Source organism: Streptomyces sp. EDA2-14, from assembly GCF_054963755.1.
In genome coordinates this window covers 141,225-160,545 of the sequence record NZ_JBUEGE010000012.1, presented here as the reverse complement: position 1 = coordinate 160,545, position 19,321 = coordinate 141,225, and the positions used below count along the sequence as shown (strand labels likewise).

The following is a 19,321-nucleotide window of genomic DNA, read 5'->3' as shown; positions in this document are numbered from 1 at the left end:
CCCCGTTCCCACCCCATACCGGGGCTAAACACCCGCCAAAAGACCTGTCCGTTTCGTGACGTAATGCACTGACAGCTGGTTCGTCCAGGCTTCAAGCTGATGTAGGAAGTCGGGGGTCGACTTGAAACCGGGAGTACGTCAGTGAGCGCCATGCCCGCAGCCATCAGTGTCCTTGTGCTCGCTACGGCCGCTGCCACGGCCGTCGGGGCCGTCACCCTGCAGCACGTCAGGGGACTGCGTCGACAGGTGTCGGAGCTGCGGGAGGAGCTGAGCAGGGGGCGCGCCTTCGAGGCGCTGCCCGCCGTACCCGCCGCACGCACCACGCCGGACGCCGAGGCGATCCGCAACGCCGTCGCCGACGCCCTCGCCGAGGAGCGGGAGCGGGAGCTGGCGGAGGCGCGGGCGTTCTGGGCCGCCCAGGAGGCGCGCGACAGCTCGGAGCTGCCGCCGTTCCTGACCGGCGGCGCCCTCGGCGACGACATGTTCCTGCCGCGCCAGGCGGACCTCGCGGGCCTCGAGTCCTTCGGGGAGCCGGCCCTGGAGCCGGAGGACGAGTTCGCGGGCACCGCCCTCGAAGAGGTCGTCGAGGAGTCGCCCGAGCTGGCCGCCGCCCGCCGCCGGCACCCCTCGCACCCGGACTTCGTCCCGGTCCAGTCGCCCGTCGTGGGCGACCACGAGCGCACGGTGCAGTGCCTGGAGGAGCTGGCGCAGACCCGCACCGCCCTGGCCGACGTCCGCCCCGGCCCGCTCGGCACGCTCGACGTGTACGTGTTCGTCGACGGGACGACGCTGTGCATGACCCCCGGTCACCGGGAGACCGCCGAGCAGCTGGCCTCCGCGCTGCGCGAGGGCGAGACGCCGGTGCTTCTCGGTGGCTCGGGTGTCTCCGGCGCGTACGCCCTGACCTTCGAGTGCGCCAAGGACAACGTCTACATATTGGCCGACCGGGTCATAGCCTCAGCCTGAACCGGCGTTGCACCCCTCGGGGCTCCGCCCCGGACCCCGCTGCTCAAGCGCCGCAGGGGCTTGAAAAACCAAGCCCCGCGGCGCTTGAGCCATTCCGGGCGCGAGGGTGCGCAATTCCAGCCCCGCCGGCGATTGAGGCGCGGGGTCCGGGGCGGAGCCCCGAGGGCTAGACCCCGGCTCGCTTCATCGCCAGCTCGACCAGCTCCACGGCTTCCGCGAGCCCCCCGGCCTCCCGGAGGGAAACCGCCAAGTCGCGACCCGCGACCGTCACTTGATCGGCCGCGGCGAACATCCCCGCATCCGGCATCTCCCGCACGGCCGCGCCGGGGGCATCCAACTTCTGGGCCCGCGCCGAAAGTTCCCTGGCCAGCGCCAGCGCCTCCGCGGCGGCGCCCCGCTGCAGTCTGCTCTGCGGCGCGGCCCTGAGCCGATCGGCGAACTGATCCACTGCTGCGGTCAAAGGCGTCGTATCAAGCACGCGCCGACTGTAGCTGTTTACAAGGCCCCAACGCTCAGGCACGGTGGCGTGAAGGACCGGCCACATCGAAGCGTTCCGGAGGCGCCGATGTCCCAAGTCTTCTCCCAGGAGACCCACCGCAATCTGCTGGCTCGCATCCCCCACTGCACTGGTCGTGATCTTTCCGACTGGATGCGCACCGTCGAAGAAGGCCCCTGTTTCCTTCGCTTCGAAGAGAAGGTCAGTTGGCTGCGCGGCGAGCACGACCTGGCGTACGGCCACGCGAAAGCGATCATCCACGAGTACGACCTGAGGCGCGCCGCACGGCGCTTCGGTTAGCGCCGCAGCTCCCCCGGCAACGGCAAAGGGCCCGCGCACCGGAAGGTGCGCGGGCCCCTGACGGTCGGGCGCTACGCCTAGTCGTTGCCCTGCAGGATCGCGATGAGCCGCAGGAACTCCAGGTAGATCCAGACCAGCGTCATGGTCAGACCGAACGCGGCGAGCCACGCCTCGTTCTTCGGGGCGCCGTAGGCGACCCCGTCCTCGACCTGCTTGAAGTCGAGGGCCAGGAAGCAGGCGCCGAGCAGGATGCCGGCGATGCCGAAGACGACGCCGAGCCAGCCGCTGCGGAATCCGAGGCCGTCACCGCCGCCGAAGACGGCGAACAGCAGGTTGACGCCCATCAGCAGGACGAAGCCGAGCGCCGCGGCCATCACGAAGCCGTAGAACCGGCGGTTGACGCGGATCCAGCCCGCCTTGTACGCCACGAGGACCGCGGTGAAGACGGCCATCGTGCCGAGCACGGCCTGCATGGCCGCACCGGGGGCGATGAACGTGTCGACGATGTTCGACAGCACTCCGAGGAAGACACCCTCGAGAGCGGCGTACGCCAGGATGAGCGGCGGGGACGCCTTGCGCTTGAAGGCCTGGACGAAGCCGAGGACCATCGCGACGAGGGCACAGCCGATGGCGATGCCGTACGACTTGCCCATGTTGGCCTCGTCGACCGGCAGGAACGCCCAGGCGAGCGCCGCGGTGACGATCAGCAGACCGAGAGTCGTGGCGGTCCGCGTGACGACGTCGTCGATCGTCATGCGGCCGGTGCTTGCGGGCGCCTGCGGAGCCCCGTACTGGACGTCCTGCTGCGCGTAGGGGTTCTGCGCGTACGGGTTGTCGGCGGGGGCCTGGCCGTACGGGTTCCCGTGCGCCGTGCCGACAGCGGGGCCCCCGGCCTGCGGCGCCTGCGCGTTCGCGTTGAACTGCGCGTAGCCGTTGTCGCGGCTGAACCCCCGTCGCGAGAAGACCGGGTTGCTGCTCCTCATTTCACTCCTCCATGGCCACCCTGTATGGCCTTGCCATCAAGAGTAATGGTCTGGCAAAGATCCGACCCTAGTGCTCAGGGAGGATCTTTCCCATCCTGTTACGAGGAACGTCTCGTGCACGCTCTGTGTTCCGTCATTCGGACACCTCAGACGGGAAACCCCGTGTACGCCTCCGCGAGGTCGGTCTCGGCCGCCTTCGACGTGGTCACGCGGTCCAGCTGGGCCAGCTGGATCTTGTCGTCGAAGGCGGTGGCCCCGGGGGCGCGGTGCAGCATGGTCGTCATCGCGTAGCTGAACCGCTCGGCCTGCCAGACGCGCCGCAGGCAGGTCTCCGAGTACGCGTCGAGCAGCCCGGCGTCGCCCTTCTCCACGTGGGCGACGAGGGCGCGCGCGAAGGTGACGACGTCGCCGACGGCGAGGTTGAGGCCCTTGGCGCCGGTCGGCGGGACGATGTGGGCCGCGTCCCCGGCGAGGAAGAGCCGGCCGTGCCGCATGGGCTCGTGGACGTAGGAGCGCATGGGGGTGACGGACTTCGAGGTGATGGGGCCGCGCTCCAGGCGCCACCGCGGGTCGTCGACCTCCAGGCGGCGGTCGAGCTCGGCCCAGATCTCGTCGTCGGACCAGGACTCGGCGTCGGTCCCGGCCGGTACCTGGAGGTACGCGCGCGTGACGTGCGGTGAGCGCATGGACATCAGGGCGAAGCCGCGGTCGCTGCGGTTGTAGATCAGCTCGTCGTGGGAGGGCGCCACGTCGGCGAGGATGCCGAGCCAGGCGTACGGGTAGTTCCGCTCGTACGTCCGCACGAGCTCCTCGGGGACCGCCTTGCGGGCCACGCCCCAGAAGCCGTCGCAGCCGACCACGTAGTCGCACTCCAGGGTCTGCTCGCGGCCCTCGTGCCGGAAGCGGATCCGGGGGCCCGCGGTGTCGGCGTCCTCGACCGCCAGCGCCTCAGCCTCGAACAACAGGGGCCCGCCGTCCGCCAGTTGGGCCGCGATGAGGTCCTTGCAGACCTCGGTCTGTGCGTACACCATCACGCGCTTTCCGCCGGTCAGGGCCGGGAAGTCGACGCGGTGGCGGCGCCGGTCGAAGCGCAGCTCGATGCCGTCGTGCGGCAGGCCCTCGCGGTCCATGCGGGCGCCGACCCCGGCCTCGCGCAGCACGTCGACGGTGCCCTGCTCCAGGATCCCGGCGCGCTGGCGCTGCTCCACGTAGGCGCGGTCGCGGCCCTCCAGGACGACCGATTCGATGCCGGCGTTGTGCAGGAGCCTGGCCAGGAGCAGCCCGGCGGGGCCCGCTCCGATGATGCCGACGGTGGTGCGCATACGGGATCCCTCTCGCTTCATTGCGTTCGTTCGCCTGTGGTGCCGTGTTCGCCTGGTGAACTTTCGTTCATCAAGTTCTGTTGCGGATCCTCGCCCCACGCAGGACGCGTGTCAATGGTTTCGGGACATGGAGGAGCCGGGGCGGATGCGCGGACGTCGGCTCGTACGGCGCCAACTCACCTGCAGAAGGAAGGAGTCGGAGGCCGTGACGCGAAGCGGAGGGGAAGGTTCGGAGGTGCCCGGAACCGGACTTGAACCGGTACGCCCGCTAAGGGCAGCGAGGTTTAAGCTCGCCGTGTCTGCATTCCACCATCCGGGCAGGCTGTGGGGCTCCGCGTCGACGTTCCGAGCCTATCCGTCGGTGTCCCCCGATCAGCGGAAGTACGACCCCACGTTGTCTTATTTTATTGACGCCTGAGGGTGCATCAGCACACGTCCGAGCCCATCAGCGCCTGCCGGGGGCCCTGCCGCCTCCGGGGGAGGCCTCCCACGGATTGACGGAATTTCACCTGCCCGGACCGCGCACCGCGGCCCCACACCTCTCAGGGGCCGGGGTCATCCCCAGGTATGACACCCGCTGTCCCCGGTCCCTCCGAGGTCGCCCATCGGAACGAGAGCTGCGGCTGACCTTTCCGGCCCGATCCGCCGCCACGATGGAAAGGTCCCCGAAAGCAGCACACCGACCGACAGGAGCCCCTCCCGTGACCACCACCCCGCTCGTGGGCCGCACCACCACGGCCGCCGCCCGCGCCACGGATCTGTCCAAGATCTACGGACAGGGCGAGACCCGGGTGGTCGCGCTCGACCAGGTCTCCGTCGAATTCCGGCAGGCCGAGTTCACCGCGATCATGGGCCCGTCCGGCTCCGGCAAGTCGACGCTGATGCACTGCGTCGCCGGACTCGACACGTTCTCCTCCGGCTCCGTGCGGATCGGCGACACCGAACTGGGCTCCCTGAAGGACAAGCAGCTCACCAAGCTCCGCCGGGACAAGATCGGCTTCATCTTCCAGGCGTTCAACCTGCTGCCGACGCTGACCGCCCTGGAGAACATCACGCTCCCCATGGACATCGCGGGCCGCAAGGCCGACAAGCAGTGGCTGGAGAACGTGATCCACATGGTGGGCCTCTCCGGGCGGCTCGGGCACCGGCCCGCGCAGCTCTCCGGCGGACAGCAGCAGCGCGTGGCGGTGGCCCGCGCGCTCGCCTCCAAGCCCGAGATCATCTTCGGTGACGAGCCCACCGGAAACCTCGACTCGCGCTCCGGCGCGGAGGTCCTGGGCTTCCTGCGCAACTCCGTGCGCGAGCTGGGGCAGACCGTCGTCATGGTCACCCACGACCCGGTCGCCGCCGCGTACGCCGACCGCGTGATCTTCCTGGCCGACGGCCGCATCGTCGACGAACTGCGCGACCCGACGGCCGACTCGGTCCTCGACCGGATGAAGCGGTTCGACGCGAAGGGGCGGACGAGCTGAGCGTCCTCCCCGCTCGCGGGGCTCCGGCCCCGGACCCCTGTGCCCCATCGCCACAGGGGCTCGACATGACCGCTCTCACCCAGGACTGACCATGTTCCGAACAGCTCTGCGCAACGTACTCGCGCACAAGGCCCGCCTCCTGATGACCGTGCTCGCCGTCATGCTCGGCGTCGCCTTCGTCAGCGGCACCCTCGTCTTCACCAACACCATCTCCTCCGCCCTGGAGAAGTCCTCGTCCAAGGGCTACGACCACGTCGACGTGGCTCTCACACCCGGCTACATCGACGGCGGGCGCGACAAGGTCGGCGAGGAGGCCAAGCTGACCGAGTCCACCCTGGACAAGGCACGGAGCGTGCCGGGCGCGGCCTCCGCGTACGGCGTGCTCAGCGGATACGCCGCCATCGCCGACCAGAACGGCAAGGCCGTCGGCGACGGCTTCTCGACCAAGGGCGGCAACTACGCGGGCACCGCGCAGAACCCGGACTCGCGCTATCCCCTCAAGGACGGCACGGCCCCGCACGGCAAGAACCAGGTCGCCCTCGACGCGGAAACCGCCAAGCGCGCCGGCTACAAGGTCGGCGACCAGGTGCGCATGTCCATCGACGGGCCGGTCCTGACCCCGACCGTCACCGGGATCTTCACCACCGACGACGGGAACGTCTCGGCCGGTGGCTCCCTCGCCCTCTTCGACACGGCGAGCGCGCAGGCGCTCTTCCACAAGCCGGGCGCGTACGACGAGATCGACGTGCGGGCCGCCGCGGGGACCAGCCAGGACCAGCTGCGGGCCGGGCTCGACAAGGCGTTCGCCAAGGACACCGTCGAGATGAAGACGGGTCAGCAGCTCGCCGACGAGCAGGCCAAGATGATCTCCGAGTCGATGAGCTCCATGCAGAAGCTGCTCCTCGGCTTCGCCGGCATCGCGCTCTTCGTCGGCATCTTCATCATCGCGAACACCTTCACCATGCTGGTCGCCCAGCGCACCAAGGAACTGGCCCTGATGCGCGCCGTCGGCGCCACGCGCCGCCAGGTCACCCGCTCGGTGCTGCTCGAAGCGTTCGTCGTGGGCGCCGTCGCCGCCGTCGCCGGTCTGGCCGTCGGCATCGGGATCGGCGCGGGCATGCGCGCCCTGATCGGCGCGACGGGCGCGCAATTCCCGGACGGACCGCTCGTCGTCTCCGGCAGCACGATCGTCTCCGCACTGGTCGTCGGTGTCCTCATCACGATGCTGGCCGCCTGGCTGCCGGGCCGCCGGGCCGCGAAGATCCCGCCGGTCGCCGCGATGAACGCGGTGCACGCCGCCCCGACGGCCAAGTCCCTGATCCTGCGCAACACGCTCGGCTCGCTCGTCTCGGCCGCCGGCATCGCCGCCGTGCTCGCCGCGACCACGATGAGCGGCGATGCCGGACAGGCCCCGATGGGCCTCGGCGCCGCGCTCCTCGTCATCGGCGTCTTCATCCTGACGCCCCTGCTGTCCCGCCCGCTGATCGCCCTCGCGGCGGTCCTGCGCGCCTTCGGCATCTCCGGAAAGCTGGCCCGCCTCAACTCGGTGCGCAACCCGCGCCGCACCGCGGCCACCGCGTCGGCCCTGATGATCGGCCTCACGCTGATCACCGGCATGACCGTCATCGCGGGCAGCGTCCAGTCGGCGATCAACAAGATGGCGGCCGACTCGATCAAGGCCGACTACGTCGTCTCCATGGCGAACGGGAGCGGGCTCTCCTCCGACGTCCGCGGCACCCTCGACAAGACCTCGGGCGTCACCGCCGTCAGCGGGATGTCCAACGCGCCTTCGATGGTCGGCGGCGACTACGAGAACCTGACCGGCGTCAACGGCAGGACGATCGGCAAGCTCTCCGACCTCACCATGAAGAGCGGCGATTTCAAGGTCGGCGGCACGAACGTCGTCGTCGACGACAAGACCGCGAAGGCCCACGACTGGACGGCCGGTTCACACTTCACCACCACCTACGAGGACGACAAGAAGCAGCGGCTGACCGTCGCGGGCGTCTACGAGTCCAACGACATGATGAACGGCATCATGGTCGACTCCCCCACCCTCGACCCGCACACCAAGAACGTGACCGACATGAAGGTCATGGTGAAGATGGACGGCGGCGCCTCCGACGCCACCAAGGACAAGCTCACCAAGGCCCTCGGCGAGAACCCGGCGGTCAAGATCCAGGACCGCCAGGACATCTCCAACGAGATCGCCCAGATGTTCACGCTGATGCTGAACATGCTCTACGGCCTGCTCGCCATGGCGGTCATCGTCGCCGTGCTCGGTGTCATCAACACCCTGGCGATGTCGGTCTTCGAGCGCCAGCAGGAGATCGGCATGCTCCGCGCGATCGGCGTCGACCGCAAGGGCATCAAGCGGATGGTCCGCCTGGAGTCCCTGGTGATCTCCCTGTTCGGCGGCGTGCTCGGCATCGGACTCGGCGTGTTCTTCGGCTGGGCGGCCGGTCAGCTCATCGGCGACTCCATGTCGACGTACGAGCTGATCCTGCCCTGGGGCCGGATGGGGATCTTCCTCGCGCTCGCCGCGGTCGTCGGCATCCTGGCGGCCCTGTGGCCGGCCCGCCGCGCGGCCCGGCTGAACATGCTCGCGGCGATCAAGTCCGAGTAACGACAGGGGACCTACGACGATGGGGCGCATCCGCGGCTGCGGATGCGCCCCACTGCGTGCACGGGCGGGCGACTAGTCGTTCCAGGTCCGCGCCCGCAGCGGCATCCCCGAGGCCCCGCTCTCCGGGGTCTTCACCGCGAGGATCTGGTTGACCCCGATGTGGTTGCGCTCGAAGCTGAGCGCGGACGCGGCCATGTAGAGCCGCCAGATGCGGGCCCGGCCGGGGCTGACCAGCCTCAGGGCCTCCGGCCAGCGCTCCTCCAGGTTCCTGACCCACTGGCGCAGCGTGAGGGCGTAGTGCTCACGGATCGCCTCCAGGTCGCGCACCTCGAACCCGGCCCGCTCCAGCAGATCCGTGGTGCGGCCGACGGGCGCGAGCTCCCCGTCGGGGAACACGTACGCGTCGATGAACTCGTCGACCTCGTAGGCCTCCTCGTCCTTCTGCGGCCGCCGCGCGATCTGGTGGTTGAGCAGCCGCCCGCCGGGCTTGAGGAGGGCGTAGACGTCGGATGCGTACTCCAAGTACCTTTCGGCGCCGACGTGTTCGGCCATGCCGATGGACGAGATGGCGTCGTACGGGCCGTCGCGCACGTCGCGGTAGTCCTGTACGCGGATCTCGACGCGGTCGGTCAGACCTTCGTCGGCGACCCGCTTCCTGGCGTACGCGGCCTGCTCCTGGGAGAGCGTGACGCCGACGACGCTCACGCCGTGCTCACGGGCGGCGTGGATGGCCATGGAGCCCCAGCCGCAGCCCACGTCGAGCAGCCGCATGCCGGGCTTCAGCTCCAGCTTCCGGGAGATCAGCTCCAGCTTGTCGCGCTGGGCCGATTCGAGGCCCGCCTCCGGAGACTCCCAGTAGGCGCACGAGTAGACCATCGACGGGCCGAGGACCAGCTCGTAGAAGTCGTTGCCGACGTCGTAGTGGTGGCTGATGGCCTGCTTGTCGCTGCCCTTGGTGTGCAGGTGGAGACGGCCACCCCTGCGCATTTCCTCGGGGGGCGGGGCGGGCGGCAGCGCGGGTCCCGCGAGCTTCACCAGCTCCTTGGCGGCGGAGCGCACCTTGGGGTCCTTCAGGGCCTGTGCGAGGCTCTTGGACTCCTCGTCGGGGTCGCGCTCCCATATGAGGCCGGCCATCCGGTCGAGCGCCGCGTACAGGTCGCCCTCGACGTCCAGGTCACCGGCGACCCAGGCCCTGGCGAGGCCCAGCTCGCCCGGTTTCCAGAGCAGCCGGCGCAGGGCGCGGCGGTGGCGGACGATGAGCACGGGGGCGTCCGGAGGGCCGGCCTCCGAGCCGTCCCAGGCGCGCAGGCGCACCGGGAGTTCGACGCCGAACAACTGCTCGGCGAGATTCTTCAGCCGCTGTGCGGCGTTCTGCATGGCGGACACCTCCGTGACGAGACGAATTCTCGGAAATCCCGGAACGGTTCAACACCACGTAAACACCGACAGGGCGCCTGCGCAGTCCCGTTACCGAGTCACGGAAAGGCAAAATACCTGTAGCCACCATGTATATCGGCGGGAGGCGGCGCGCGGGGCCCGGGCGGGAACGCCGCGGAGGGGCGCGGAAACACCGAAGGGGCCGCCCGCACCACGGATGGCGGGCGACCCCTTCGGGGATGGAACTATGCGCAGGTCAGGAGGCCTTGGCCTTCTCCTCGACCTTCTCGTCCTTCTTCTCCTCCGCCTTCGGCGCCTCCGCCGCGGGCTTCGGTGCCGGCTTGGCGGCCTCGTAGAACTCCTCGCGCGGAGTCTCCAGGGCACCGAGCGCGGTGATGTCGCGCTTCTGGAACATGTTGATCGTCCACTCGGCGATCACACGGACCTTGCGGTTCCAGGTCGGCATGGCCAGACCGTGGTAGCCGCGGTGCATGTACCAGGCGAGACGGCCCTTGAGCTTGATCTTCATCTTGCCCATGACGATCATCGCGACGCCCTTGTGCAGGCCGAGACCGGCCACCGCACCCTTGTTGGCGTGCTTGTAGTCGCCCTGCGGGAAGCCCCGCATGCCCGACACCACGTTGTCGCCGAGGACCTTGGCCTGGCGCATGGCGTGCTGGGCGTTCGGCGGGCACCAGGCGTTCGGGTTGCCGTTGGCGCGGCCGACCAGGTCCGGGACCTGGGCGTTGTCGCCCGCGGCCCAGATGTAGTCCGTACCGGCGACCTGGAGGTCGGCGCCGACGTCGACGTGACCGCGCGGGCCGAGCGGCAGACCGAAGCGGGACAGGGCCGGGTTCGGCTTGACGCCGGCGGTCCACACGATGGTGTTGGAGTCGACCTCGAGGCCGTTGCTGAGGACGACGTGGCCGTCGACGCAGGACGGCATCGTGGTGCCGAGGTAGACCTCGATACCGCGGGACTCCAGGTGCTTCTTGCCGTACAGACCCAGGTCGGGACCGACCTCGGGCAGCACCTTGTCGGCGGCGTCGACCAGCACGAAGCGCATGTCCTCGCGCTTCACGTTCTTGTAGAACTTGGCCGCGTCGCGCGCCAGGTCCTCGACCTCACCGATGGTCTCGGCACCCGCGAAGCCGCCGCCGACGAAGACGAAGGTGAGCGCCTTGCGGCGGATCTCCTCGTCCGTGGTCGACTCGGCCTTGTCGAGCTGCTCAAGCACGTGGTTGCGCAGGCCGACGGCCTCCTCGACACCCTTCATACCGATACCGGCCTCGGCGAGGCCCGGCGTCGGGAAGGTGCGGGAGACCGCGCCGAGCGCGATCACCAGGTAGTCGAAGGGAACCTCGTACGCCTCGCCGACGATCGGCGCGACGGAGGCGACCTTGCGGTCCTGGTCGATGGAGGTGACGCGGCCGGTGAGAATCTCGGCGCCCGGCACAGCGCGTCGCATGGGGACGACGACGTTGCGCGGCGAGATGCTGCCGGCGGCGGTCTCGGGGAGGAAGGGCTGGTACGTCATGTACGAGCGCGGGTCCACGACCGTGACGGTCGCTTCGCCGTAGCGCATCTTCTTGAGAATGCGCCGCGCCGCGTACAGGCCTACGTACCCACCCCCGACAATGAGGATCCTGGGACGCTCCGTGGTGCTCATGCCATCGAGTATCCACCCGACTGGCGGGGGTCGCTCGTGCGCCCCTTCACAAGCTTGTTGGGGGCCTCTGCTACACTGCGCCGCCCACGTGACCCATGTCATGAAGCGGTAGGGGAACCACGGCACCACCCCAGACGTTGCCCACCCTCTCTGAGCAGCCACGGCGACGTTTTGACGGCACTGAACCACTTCCGTCCGCAACCGCCCCGCAACACCCCGGCAATCTCCGGAGTGAGCCCCACCACACGCTCCAACCCCCCACGAACGGCCTCGCGACCGCGTAACAGCCTCCAAGTGGGCCGATTTCCTTGTGAAGAACTTCACGAACTTTCCCGACAGCCTGTCGCGCCGCACCCTCCAAGGGCCCCAAAAGGGTGCTCAGACGCCATACGGCGCGCTCAGAGGAGAGCATTTCGGGGCTGTTTCGGGGCTGTCGGAGAGGGCGCCGAGGCGCCACCGACTGGCCCGTCGCCCCCCCGGCGAGGGGCCGGGCCCGGGGGCGGCGGGGCCGCCGTCTGGCGGGGGTGGTCAGGCGATGGACCAGGCGATGCCGTCCAGGATGTCGTGTTCGCTCACGATGACCTCCTGCGCCTCGATCCGGTCCATGATCAAGCGGAGCACCAGCGCGCCCGACGCGATGACGTCCACCCGGCCGGGGTGGATGACCGGCTTCAGGGCACGCTGGTCGTGCGTCGACGTCAGGAGCCAGTCCGTCAGTTCGGCGACCTTGTCGTAGGGGATCCGGGAGTGGTGGATCGCCGCCGAGTCGTACTCGGTCAGGCCGAGGGCGAGCGCGGACACCGTGGTGACCGAGCCGGCCAGGCCCACCAGCGTGCGGGCCGAGGCCAGCGGCACCGTCTGCGCGGCCAGGTCCAGGGCCGCGTCGACGTCCTCGCGGACGGCCTCGATCTGGGCCGGGGTGGGCGGGTCGGTGACCGTGCCGTCCTCGGCGACGAGATGCCGCTCCGTCATCCGCACGCAGCCGATGTCCACGGAACGCGCGGCCCGCACGGTGTCCTCGCCGACGACGAACTCCGTGGAGCCGCCCCCGATGTCGACGACCAGGAACGGCTTGTCCAGATCGGCCCGCCCCGCCAGCTCCTTCGTCGCACCCGTGAAGGAGAACTCGGCCTCCTGGTCACCCGTGATGACCTCCGGCTCCACGCCCAGGATGTCGAGGACGCCGCGCACGAAGTCGTCGCGGTTCTCGGCGTCCCGGGAGGCCGACGTCGCCACGAAGCGGAGCTTCTCGGCGCCGTGCTCCTTGATCACCTCGGCGTACTCGCGGCACGCCGCGAAGGTGCGCTCCAGCGCCTCGGGCGCCAGGCGCCCCGTCTTGTCGACGCCCTGCCCGAGCCGGACGATCGTCATCCGACGGTCCAGGTCGACCAGTTCACCCGTCTCCGGGTTCGCGTCCGCGACGAGGAGACGGATGGAGTTCGTACCGCAGTCGATCGCCGCCACGCGGGTCATTCGGCCCCCTCCGCCACGGACGCGGACACGCACGGGCCCTTCTTCCACCACTCCGGCAGCATCGCGATCGCCTCGTCGCCCAGCGGGTTCACGCCGGGGCCCGCGGCCAGCGAGTGGCCGACCAGGACGTGCAGGCACTTCACCCGGTCGGGCATGCCGCCGGCGCTCGGGAAGTTCTCCAGGACCTCGATGGCGTCGCGACGGGCGATGTAGTCCTCGTGGGCCGCGCGGTACTGGCGGGCCAGCTCCGGGTCCGTCTTGAGGCGCTCCGTCATCTCCTTCATCACGCCGTTGGCCTCGAGCGTGCCGATCGCCGACGCCGCACGCGGGCACGTGAGGTAGTACGTCGTCGGGAACGGGGTGCCGTCCTCCAGACGCGGGGCCGTCTCGACCACGTCCGGGTTGCCGCAGGGGCAACGGTGCGCGATGGCGCGCAGGCCGCGCGGCGGGCGCCCCAGCTGCTCCTTGAACGCCTGGATGTCGGCGTCCGTGGGCGCGGTGGGCTCGGTCTGCGGCGGGGGAGTTTCCATCGCTCGGGTGTTTCCTTCAGTCTTCGTCAGTTGTCCGCCTGGTCGGCCTTGTCGACGCCGTCCCAGACGTTGGAGTACCAGGGGCGGTCCTCCGCGCCCTGCTCGGCGCGCTCGGCGGCGGCGGTGCGCTCGTTCGGCACCACGTACCCGGTCTCGCCAGGCATCACCATGTGCAGGCGCTCGCGGATGCGCTGCTCGGCGTACGCGTCGTCCTGCCAGCGGGCCTTCTGGTCGCGCAGCTTGTCGACCCGCTCCTTGGCCTCCTGCTGCTGGCGCTGCAGGTCCTCGATCTCGCCGCGCTGGGAGACGTACTGCCTTATCGGGTACGCGAGCGCGACGACGAGGGTGCACAGGACCAGGGCGAGCAGGGCCGCGCGGCCGGTGAGCCGGGAGCGGCGGGCCTGCCGCTTGCTCTGCGAGCGGTAGACGCGCTCGGCGGTCTGCTCGCCCAGGATCCGCAGGCGGGTGGCCGTGGAGAAGCGATCTTTGGAGTCCCTGTCTCGGACCTTTCCGGGCATCGCCTGCTCCGCCTCCCCGTCGCCGCTCACGGCTCACGTACGTACGTCCCCGCACACGGTACGGGACCGAGTGCGGGGACGTACGTAACTGCCTACTGCCTCAGGGCAAGCCGTCAGCCCTTGAAGCGCGGGAAGGCCGAGCGACCGGCGTAGACCGCCGCGTCGTCCAGGATCTCCTCGATGCGCAGCAGCTGGTTGTACTTGGCGACGCGCTCGGAGCGGGCCGGGGCGCCGGTCTTGATCTGGCCGCAGTTCGTGGCGACGGCGAGGTCCGCGATCGTCACGTCCTCGGTCTCGCCCGAGCGGTGCGACATCATGCACTTGAAGCCGTTGCGCTGGGCGAGCTCGACGGCGTCCAGGGTCTCGGTCAGCGAACCGATCTGGTTCACCTTCACGAGCAGGGCGTTCGCCGAGTTCTCCTCGATGCCGCGGGCCAGGCGCTCCGGGTTGGTGACGAAGAGGTCGTCGCCGACGAGCTGGACCTTGTCGCCCAGCTTCTCGGTGATGACGTTCCAGCCGGCCCAGTCGTCCTCGTACAGCGGGTCCTCGATGGAGACGAGCGGGTACGCGGAGACGAGCTCCTCGTAGTACTCCGTCATCTCGGCGGCGGAGCGCTCCTTGCCCTCGAACTGGTACTTGCCGTCCTTGTAGAACTCGGAGGCGGCGACGTCGAGCGCGAGGGCGATCTGCTGGCCGGGAACGTAACCGGCTTCCTTGATGGCCTCGAGGATGAGGTCGAGGGCCTCACGGTTCGAGCCCAGGTTCGGGGCGAAGCCGCCCTCGTCGCCGAGGCCGGTGGCCAGGCCCTTGCTCTTCAGGACCTTCTTCAGCGTGTGGTAGACCTCGGCGCCCCAGCGCAGGGCCTCGGAGAAGGACTCCGCGCCGATCGGGGCGATCATGAACTCCTGGATGTCGACGTTGGAGTCCGCGTGGGATCCACCGTTCAGGATGTTCATCATCGGGACCGGCAGCAGGTGCGCGTTCGGACCACCGAGGTAGCGGAACAGCGGCAGGTCGGAGGCCTCGGAGGCGGCGTGGGCGACGGCGAGGGAGACGCCGAGGATGGCGTTGGCGCCGAGCGAGCCCTTGTTGTCGGTCGCGTCCAGGTCGAACATCGCCTGGTCGATCAGGCGCTGCTCGGTGGCGTCGTAGCCGACCAGCTCCGGGCCGATCTGCTCGATGACGGCGAGGACGGCCTTCTCGACGCCCTTGCCCTGGTAACGGTTGGGGTCACCGTCGCGGAGTTCGATGGCCTCGAAGGCACCGGTGGAGGCACCCGACGGGACGGCGGCACGGCCGGTGCTCCCGTCGTCGAGGCCGACCTCGACCTCGACCGTGGGGTTGCCTCGGGAGTCCAGGATTTCCCGGGCTACGACGACGTCGATGGACGGCACGAGCATCTCCTTCTGGAATGTGACGCAGGCTATGCGGGCGGCTGCTCGGATCCGTGTCGGATCCGTGGGCCCGCCCCCTGAGCGTAACCGGCTCGCGGGCATCGGCCATCCGAACGCCCGTCTCATGGACAACGCCGTGAGCGAAATGTTTCCTAACGGAACAAAAACAGCGACCTTCGTCCCGGCTGTGCCGGGGCGAAGGTCGCCGAAGTGAGCGGCCCGTGGGGACGGGGGGCGGCGGGACTCGGCGTCCGCCGATGCCGAGTCCGTGCCTGGTGGTCCTGTGCGGACCTGTGGTCCTTCTAGGGACCGAACGCTTCTTAGCTGAGGTGCAGCTGCTGACCCGGGTAGATCAGGTTGGCGTCCTTGACGATGTCCTTGTTCTTCTCGAACACCTGCTGCCAGGTGGTGCCGTGCGCCTCGGCGATCTTGCTGAGGGTGTCACCGGACTTCACCTTGTACTCGCCGTCGCCCTTCTCGACCTTGTTGCCGGTCGGGGTGGTGACGGTGTCCTGCTTCGGAGCGGCCTGCTTCGGGGCCTCCTGCTTCGGGGCCTCCTGCTTGGGGGCCTCCTGCTGCTGCGGCTGCTGGCGCTGCTCGGAGCGGTCGGCGCGCTGCTGGGTGTCCTGCTGCTGCGAGGACGAGTCGGCCGAGCCGCCGTCGTACGAGGCGGAGGACAGGCCCGTGCCGCAGTTCGGCCAGGCGCCCTTGCCCTGCGAGGCGAGAACCTTCTCGCCGACGGCTATCTGCTGGGCCTTGGAGGCCTGGTCGGCGGTGGAGGCGTACTGGTCGCCGCCGTAGGCGGACCAGGTGGAGGACGAGAACTGCAGGCCACCGTAGAAACCGTTGCCGGTGTTGGTGGACCAGTTGCCGCCGGACTCGCACTGCGCGACCTGGTCCCACTCGGACGAGGTGGCGGCGGAGGCGGAGGTCGCACCCATCAGCGGCACGGCGACGGCGGCAGCGGCGACACCGCCGAGCGTGGCGACGCGGACGGCCTTGGACGGGCGGCGGTGCTTGTTCTTGCCGGAAAACAGCATGGAGAAATCTCCTCACCGACGCCTGCGAGGTGAGCTGTCGGGTTCGGGCCAGTGAGTGCCCGGCAGCCGCATCCTTGTGCGCTGCTTCACCCCAAGCCCGTCCGGTCTCCCGGAAGGGCGCTTACCTGGGTCCCCCGCTCCTGCCTACGGCGCTTACGCGTCGACTGTTCCCGTAAGGACGTTGGCAGGATTCGGCGTGACGTCCTTCGGGGCCCGCTGAGGCGAGCGGTGACGACCGTAAGCAGTCGATCCGCCCGATTTCAAAGTTGATCAGGGGCTTTGAGACCCATGTCTCACTCGACCTACAACGGACAAAGCCCCTTCAACCAACCCGAACCCGAGCTACTTTTTGTCCGTTCCATCCCCAAGGTCCAGGCTCTGACCAGGAAGGATGAGGTCTGGGTCGGTACCGACCGTGTCCTTGTTCCGCTCGTAGAGCGCGTCCCAGCCGCCGGTCACGTCCCGGGCCTCCGCGATGTCCCACAAGTTGTCGCCGGCGCGCACCGTGTAGGCGTCGCCGTCGCGCTTCTGCTCACGGGAGGCGTGACGACCCTCACCCGTACGGGAGTCGGAGCCGTCGTCGGTGGCGCGGTCGCCGCGGTGCCGGCCGGCGGACGCCTCGTCGGACTCCGTGTCGGACGTCTCACCGGACGGCGAGGCGGAGGGCGCGGCCGACCCGGAGGCCTCTTCGTCGTCGGCGTCAGAGGGTGCGTGGGACTTGTCACTTGAGGCGCCCGGGGAGTCCTCCGCCTTATTACCGGAGGTATCGCCCGACGCGTCCGCGGAGGGACTGTCCGAGGCCTCGGCATCGGCCTCGTCGTCCGTCGCGTCTGCGGAGTCGCCGGAATCCGCCTTGCCGGTGGCGCCGTCGGCCGACTCCTTGCCGGTATCGGCGCTCGCGTCCGCGTCGGCGTCGGACGACTCGGAGGGCTGCGGGGACGCGGAGACGCCCGGGTCGACGTCCGCCGAGCCGTCGTCCTTCGTGAGGTCCGCGGTGAGCGAGCACATCGGCCAGGCGCTCACACCCTCGTCGTCGAGCACCTTCTCGGCGACGGCTATCTGCTGGGAGCGGCTGGCCTGGTCGGCACGCGGGGCGTAGTCGAGCCCGCCGTACTGCTCCCATCTCTCCTGCGTGAACTGGAGACCGCCGTAGTAGCCGTTGCCGGCGTCCAGGCTCCACTGCCCGCCGCTCTCGCACTCGGCGAGCTTGTCCCACGCCTGCGTGGTCGCGGCACTCGCGCCGCTCGCGGCGAACAGCGGGATCGCGATGGCGCTGCCGGCGACTCCGGCCGCGACGACCAGAGCAGGGGCCTGACGGGGGCGACGGTGACGACCGTTCCCGGAGAGCATGCGGTTGCCTTTCGCGAGACTGATGCTGCTACGCGCGACGGGTGGTGCAAGTGGTGCGGGTTGTGCATGTGTCGCGATGATCCGTGAACGTAGCGGCACTCGAACGCCTGTCACAAGTCGATGCAGCGTAGATCACGTGAAAGTCACAGTCTTGACGAGCCGTCACTTCCGCTCGGGGGTGAACTCCACGGGGAGCGAGTGCAATCCGGACATATGAGGGTGGCGGGCTGACTGCTCACGCCACCCTCGTGACGCGTCCGATCAGGCGGCGCGCCCGTCATCGCCCCCGGTTCGCCGGGCGACGACGCCGGTGTCCGGGGCGGTGTCGGACACAAATCCGGCGACGATCCGGAAGGGCGGCAAGGTCGAACGCTGATGCGCCGACTCTCCTCGGCTGTTGCCGGAGCACTGGAGCTTTCCCTGTAGTCGCAACGGACAAATCCCAGAGCCGTGCGGACTTGTCGGCGCCGAGCCGGGTGGTCACGCTCGACTGGCCGTGTCGGCGGGCCCGGACGGCCGCTGGGACTCGGCTTGCGGAGTGAAGACCACCGGCAGGCTCCGGAGGCCACGCATGATCAGGCCGCCACGCCACCTGAGCTCGGTCGGATCCACCGCCAGGGCCAGGTCCGGAATGCGGCGGAACAAGGTCGCGAATGCTGTACGGCCCTCCAAGCGTGCGAGCGGGGCGCCCAGGCAGTAGTGGATGCCGTGGCCGAATCCCAGATGTGGGTTCTCTCTGCGTGCGAGATCCAATGCATCCGGATCCGAGAAGCGCGCCGGGTCCCGGTTGGCGGCGGCAAGGACGACCAGAACCGGGTCGCCCACGGAGATCAACTGGCCGCCGATCTCCAATGGCTGTGTCGCAAAGCGCCAGGTGGCCATTTCCACCGGCCCGTCGTAACGCAACATCTCCTCAATGCCTGAATCGAGGAGGCCCCACTCTTCCCGCTCAATGGCTTCCTGCAGTCCGCTTCTCTGGCCCGGATTCCCAAGAAGCGAATAGGTGCCTGTACCAATCAAGTTGATGGTGGTCTCGAACCCGGCAAACAGGAGCACGAAACACATGGCCGCCACCTCGTTCTCCGTGAGGTGTTCGCCATGGTCGGAGGCGCGGATCAAGTCGGAGATCAGGTCGTCGGTGAGGTCGCCTCGCTTGCGGTGGATGAGTTCCACCAGGTACGCGCGGATCCTCTTTACCGCCCGGCCCACGCCGCCGCGCGGACCGCCGCCGTGGCGGATCATCATGCCCGCCCAGTCGCGGAAGTCGTCCTGGTCCTCGCGGGGGACGCCGAGCAGGTCGCAGATGGCGTAGATGGGGAGCGGGAAGGCGAAGTCGTGGATGAGGTCCGCCTCGCCCTTGGTCGCGAAGGCGGCGATCAGATCGTCCGTCAACTGCTGGACGCGCGGCGCGAACTCGGCGACGCGACGCGGGGTGAACGCCTTGGAGACCAGGCGGCGCAGGCGGGTGTGGTCCGGCGGGTCGATGTTGAGGAGGTGGGTCGTCAGCTCGGCCTTGCGTTCGCCGGGGATGCCCGTCTTGCCCTTGGCGTGGGACGGCTCGTCGTGGTGGTCCGCGTTCTTGCTCAGGCGCTGGTCGGCGAGCGCCTGGCGGGCGTCCGCGTACCGGGTGACCAGCCAGGCCTCGACGCCGCTGGGGAGCGTGGTGCGGTGCACGGGGGCGTGCTCGCGCAACCAGGCGTAGGCGGGGTAGGGGTTGCTGGCGAACTCCCAGCTGAAGAGTTCGGGGGCGCTGGAGGGGGTGGGGCTCTCGGTCACTCCCCGACGGTATCCGGAGCGGGCGGGGC

Annotated in this window: 16 protein-coding genes, 1 tRNA gene and 1 riboswitch; of the genes, 4 read left to right on the top strand and 13 right to left on the bottom strand. The window is 69.3% G+C overall.

The features are described from left to right. Nucleotides 1–150 precede the first annotated feature (150 nt). On the top strand, nucleotides 151–966 hold the full coding sequence (locus ACY34M_RS26360) for a hypothetical protein (RefSeq protein ID WP_462720995.1): 816 nt from the start codon (nucleotides 151–153) through the stop codon (nucleotides 964–966). A 166-nt stretch (nucleotides 967–1,132) separates the two neighbouring features. Here the strand turns inward: ACY34M_RS26360 and ACY34M_RS26355 are convergent, their stop codons facing one another. Continuing rightward, nucleotides 1,133–1,444, bottom strand: coding sequence for a hypothetical protein (locus tag ACY34M_RS26355; RefSeq protein ID WP_462720994.1), 312 nt, complete (start codon nucleotides 1,442–1,444; stop codon nucleotides 1,133–1,135). Between the two features lie 87 nt (nucleotides 1,445–1,531). Here ACY34M_RS26355 and ACY34M_RS26350 point away from each other — a divergent pair, with 87 nt between their 5' ends. Further along, the gene (locus ACY34M_RS26350) at nucleotides 1,532–1,762 is read left to right on the top strand and encodes a DUF4287 domain-containing protein (RefSeq protein WP_462720993.1); all 231 of its coding nucleotides are present in this window, start codon (nucleotides 1,532–1,534) and stop codon (nucleotides 1,760–1,762) included. A gap of 77 nt (nucleotides 1,763–1,839) precedes the next feature. Here ACY34M_RS26350 and ACY34M_RS26345 read toward each other — a convergent pair whose 3' ends face one another. From ACY34M_RS26345 to ACY34M_RS26335, 3 genes are all read right to left on the bottom strand, one after another. Continuing rightward, nucleotides 1,840–2,745, bottom strand: a complete 906-nt coding sequence (locus ACY34M_RS26345; protein WP_462720992.1) for a Bax inhibitor-1/YccA family protein — start codon at nucleotides 2,743–2,745, stop codon at nucleotides 1,840–1,842. 146 nt (nucleotides 2,746–2,891) lie between these two features. After that, nucleotides 2,892–4,067, bottom strand: coding sequence for a 4-hydroxybenzoate 3-monooxygenase (locus ACY34M_RS26340; protein WP_462720991.1), 1,176 nt, complete (start codon nucleotides 4,065–4,067; stop codon nucleotides 2,892–2,894). Between the two features lie 236 nt (nucleotides 4,068–4,303). Then, nucleotides 4,304–4,386 (bottom strand) — tRNA-Leu (locus tag ACY34M_RS26335). A gap of 382 nt (nucleotides 4,387–4,768) precedes the next feature. On the opposite strand from ACY34M_RS26335, the gene ACY34M_RS26330 reads away from it, so the two are divergent. Beyond that, the gene (locus ACY34M_RS26330) at nucleotides 4,769–5,539 is read left to right on the top strand and encodes an ABC transporter ATP-binding protein (RefSeq protein ID WP_462720990.1); all 771 of its coding nucleotides are present in this window, start codon (nucleotides 4,769–4,771) and stop codon (nucleotides 5,537–5,539) included. Nucleotides 5,540–5,630: 91 nt separating this feature from the next. After that, nucleotides 5,631–8,165 carry an ABC transporter permease gene (locus tag ACY34M_RS26325; protein WP_462720989.1) on the top strand — a complete coding sequence of 845 codons (2,535 nt, stop codon included), beginning with the start codon at nucleotides 5,631–5,633 and terminating at the stop codon, nucleotides 8,163–8,165. Between the two features lie 72 nt (nucleotides 8,166–8,237). On the opposite strand, the gene ACY34M_RS26320 is transcribed toward ACY34M_RS26325, so the two are convergent. The 9 genes from ACY34M_RS26320 to ACY34M_RS26280 form a co-directional block, all read right to left on the bottom strand. After that, on the bottom strand, nucleotides 8,238–9,542 hold the full coding sequence (locus tag ACY34M_RS26320) for a class I SAM-dependent methyltransferase (protein ID WP_462720988.1): 1,305 nt from the start codon (nucleotides 9,540–9,542) through the stop codon (nucleotides 8,238–8,240). Between the two features lie 256 nt (nucleotides 9,543–9,798). Continuing rightward, a complete protein-coding gene (locus tag ACY34M_RS26315) occupies nucleotides 9,799–11,211 on the bottom strand; it encodes an NAD(P)/FAD-dependent oxidoreductase (RefSeq protein WP_462720987.1) in 1,413 nt (470 codons plus the stop codon). Nucleotides 11,212–11,739: 528 nt separating this feature from the next. Beyond that, a complete protein-coding gene (locus ACY34M_RS26310) occupies nucleotides 11,740–12,684 on the bottom strand; it encodes a Ppx/GppA phosphatase family protein (protein WP_462720986.1) in 945 nt (314 codons plus the stop codon). After that, on the bottom strand, nucleotides 12,681–13,214 hold the full coding sequence (locus ACY34M_RS26305; protein ID WP_462720985.1) for a DUF501 domain-containing protein: 534 nt from the start codon (nucleotides 13,212–13,214) through the stop codon (nucleotides 12,681–12,683). The genes ACY34M_RS26310 and ACY34M_RS26305 overlap by 4 nt, the downstream gene beginning before the upstream one ends. Before the next feature lie 26 nt (nucleotides 13,215–13,240). Beyond that, on the bottom strand, nucleotides 13,241–13,732 hold the full coding sequence (locus ACY34M_RS26300; RefSeq protein WP_462721070.1) for an FtsB family cell division protein: 492 nt from the start codon (nucleotides 13,730–13,732) through the stop codon (nucleotides 13,241–13,243). A gap of 113 nt (nucleotides 13,733–13,845) precedes the next feature. Beyond that, a complete protein-coding gene (gene eno, locus ACY34M_RS26295) occupies nucleotides 13,846–15,126 on the bottom strand; it encodes a phosphopyruvate hydratase (protein WP_399237548.1) in 1,281 nt (426 codons plus the stop codon). Between the two features lie 320 nt (nucleotides 15,127–15,446). Beyond that, the gene (locus ACY34M_RS26290) at nucleotides 15,447–16,166 is read right to left on the bottom strand and encodes a transglycosylase family protein (RefSeq protein WP_462720984.1); all 720 of its coding nucleotides are present in this window, start codon (nucleotides 16,164–16,166) and stop codon (nucleotides 15,447–15,449) included. A gap of 4 nt (nucleotides 16,167–16,170) precedes the next feature. Continuing rightward, a riboswitch (cyclic di-AMP (ydaO/yuaA leader) is annotated at nucleotides 16,171–16,328 on the bottom strand. A gap of 180 nt (nucleotides 16,329–16,508) precedes the next feature. Then, complete coding sequence (locus tag ACY34M_RS26285; protein WP_462720983.1) at nucleotides 16,509–17,516, bottom strand: LysM peptidoglycan-binding domain-containing protein; 1,008 nt, start codon at nucleotides 17,514–17,516, stop codon at nucleotides 16,509–16,511. A 480-nt stretch (nucleotides 17,517–17,996) separates the two neighbouring features. Next, nucleotides 17,997–19,292: a cytochrome P450 family protein gene (locus ACY34M_RS26280; protein ID WP_462720982.1), complete on the bottom strand. Its 1,296-nt coding sequence runs from the start codon at nucleotides 19,290–19,292 to the stop codon at nucleotides 17,997–17,999. Between the last annotated feature and the right edge of the window lie 29 nt (nucleotides 19,293–19,321).

Coding starts and splice junctions, on each gene's coding strand:
- ACY34M_RS26360 (WP_462720995.1), top strand. CDS start 151: ATGCCCGCAGCCATCAGTGTCCTTGTGCTCGCTACGGCCGCTGCCACG.
- ACY34M_RS26350 (WP_462720993.1), top strand. CDS start 1,532: ATGTCCCAAGTCTTCTCCCAGGAGACCCACCGCAATCTGCTGGCTCGC.
- ACY34M_RS26345 (WP_462720992.1), bottom strand. CDS start 2,745: ATGAGGAGCAGCAACCCGGTCTTCTCGCGACGGGGGTTCAGCCGCGAC.
- ACY34M_RS26340 (WP_462720991.1), bottom strand. CDS start 4,067: ATGCGCACCACCGTCGGCATCATCGGAGCGGGCCCCGCCGGGCTGCTC.
- ACY34M_RS26325 (WP_462720989.1), top strand. CDS start 5,631: ATGTTCCGAACAGCTCTGCGCAACGTACTCGCGCACAAGGCCCGCCTC.
- ACY34M_RS26320 (WP_462720988.1), bottom strand. CDS start 9,542: ATGCAGAACGCCGCACAGCGGCTGAAGAATCTCGCCGAGCAGTTGTTC.
- ACY34M_RS26315 (WP_462720987.1), bottom strand. CDS start 11,211: ATGAGCACCACGGAGCGTCCCAGGATCCTCATTGTCGGGGGTGGGTAC.
- ACY34M_RS26310 (WP_462720986.1), bottom strand. CDS start 12,684: ATGACCCGCGTGGCGGCGATCGACTGCGGTACGAACTCCATCCGTCTC.
- ACY34M_RS26305 (WP_462720985.1), bottom strand. CDS start 13,214: ATGGAAACTCCCCCGCCGCAGACCGAGCCCACCGCGCCCACGGACGCC.
- ACY34M_RS26300 (WP_462721070.1), bottom strand. CDS start 13,732: ATGCCCGGAAAGGTCCGAGACAGGGACTCCAAAGATCGCTTCTCCACG.
- ACY34M_RS26290 (WP_462720984.1), bottom strand. CDS start 16,166: ATGCTGTTTTCCGGCAAGAACAAGCACCGCCGCCCGTCCAAGGCCGTC.
- ACY34M_RS26285 (WP_462720983.1), bottom strand. CDS start 17,516: ATGCTCTCCGGGAACGGTCGTCACCGTCGCCCCCGTCAGGCCCCTGCT.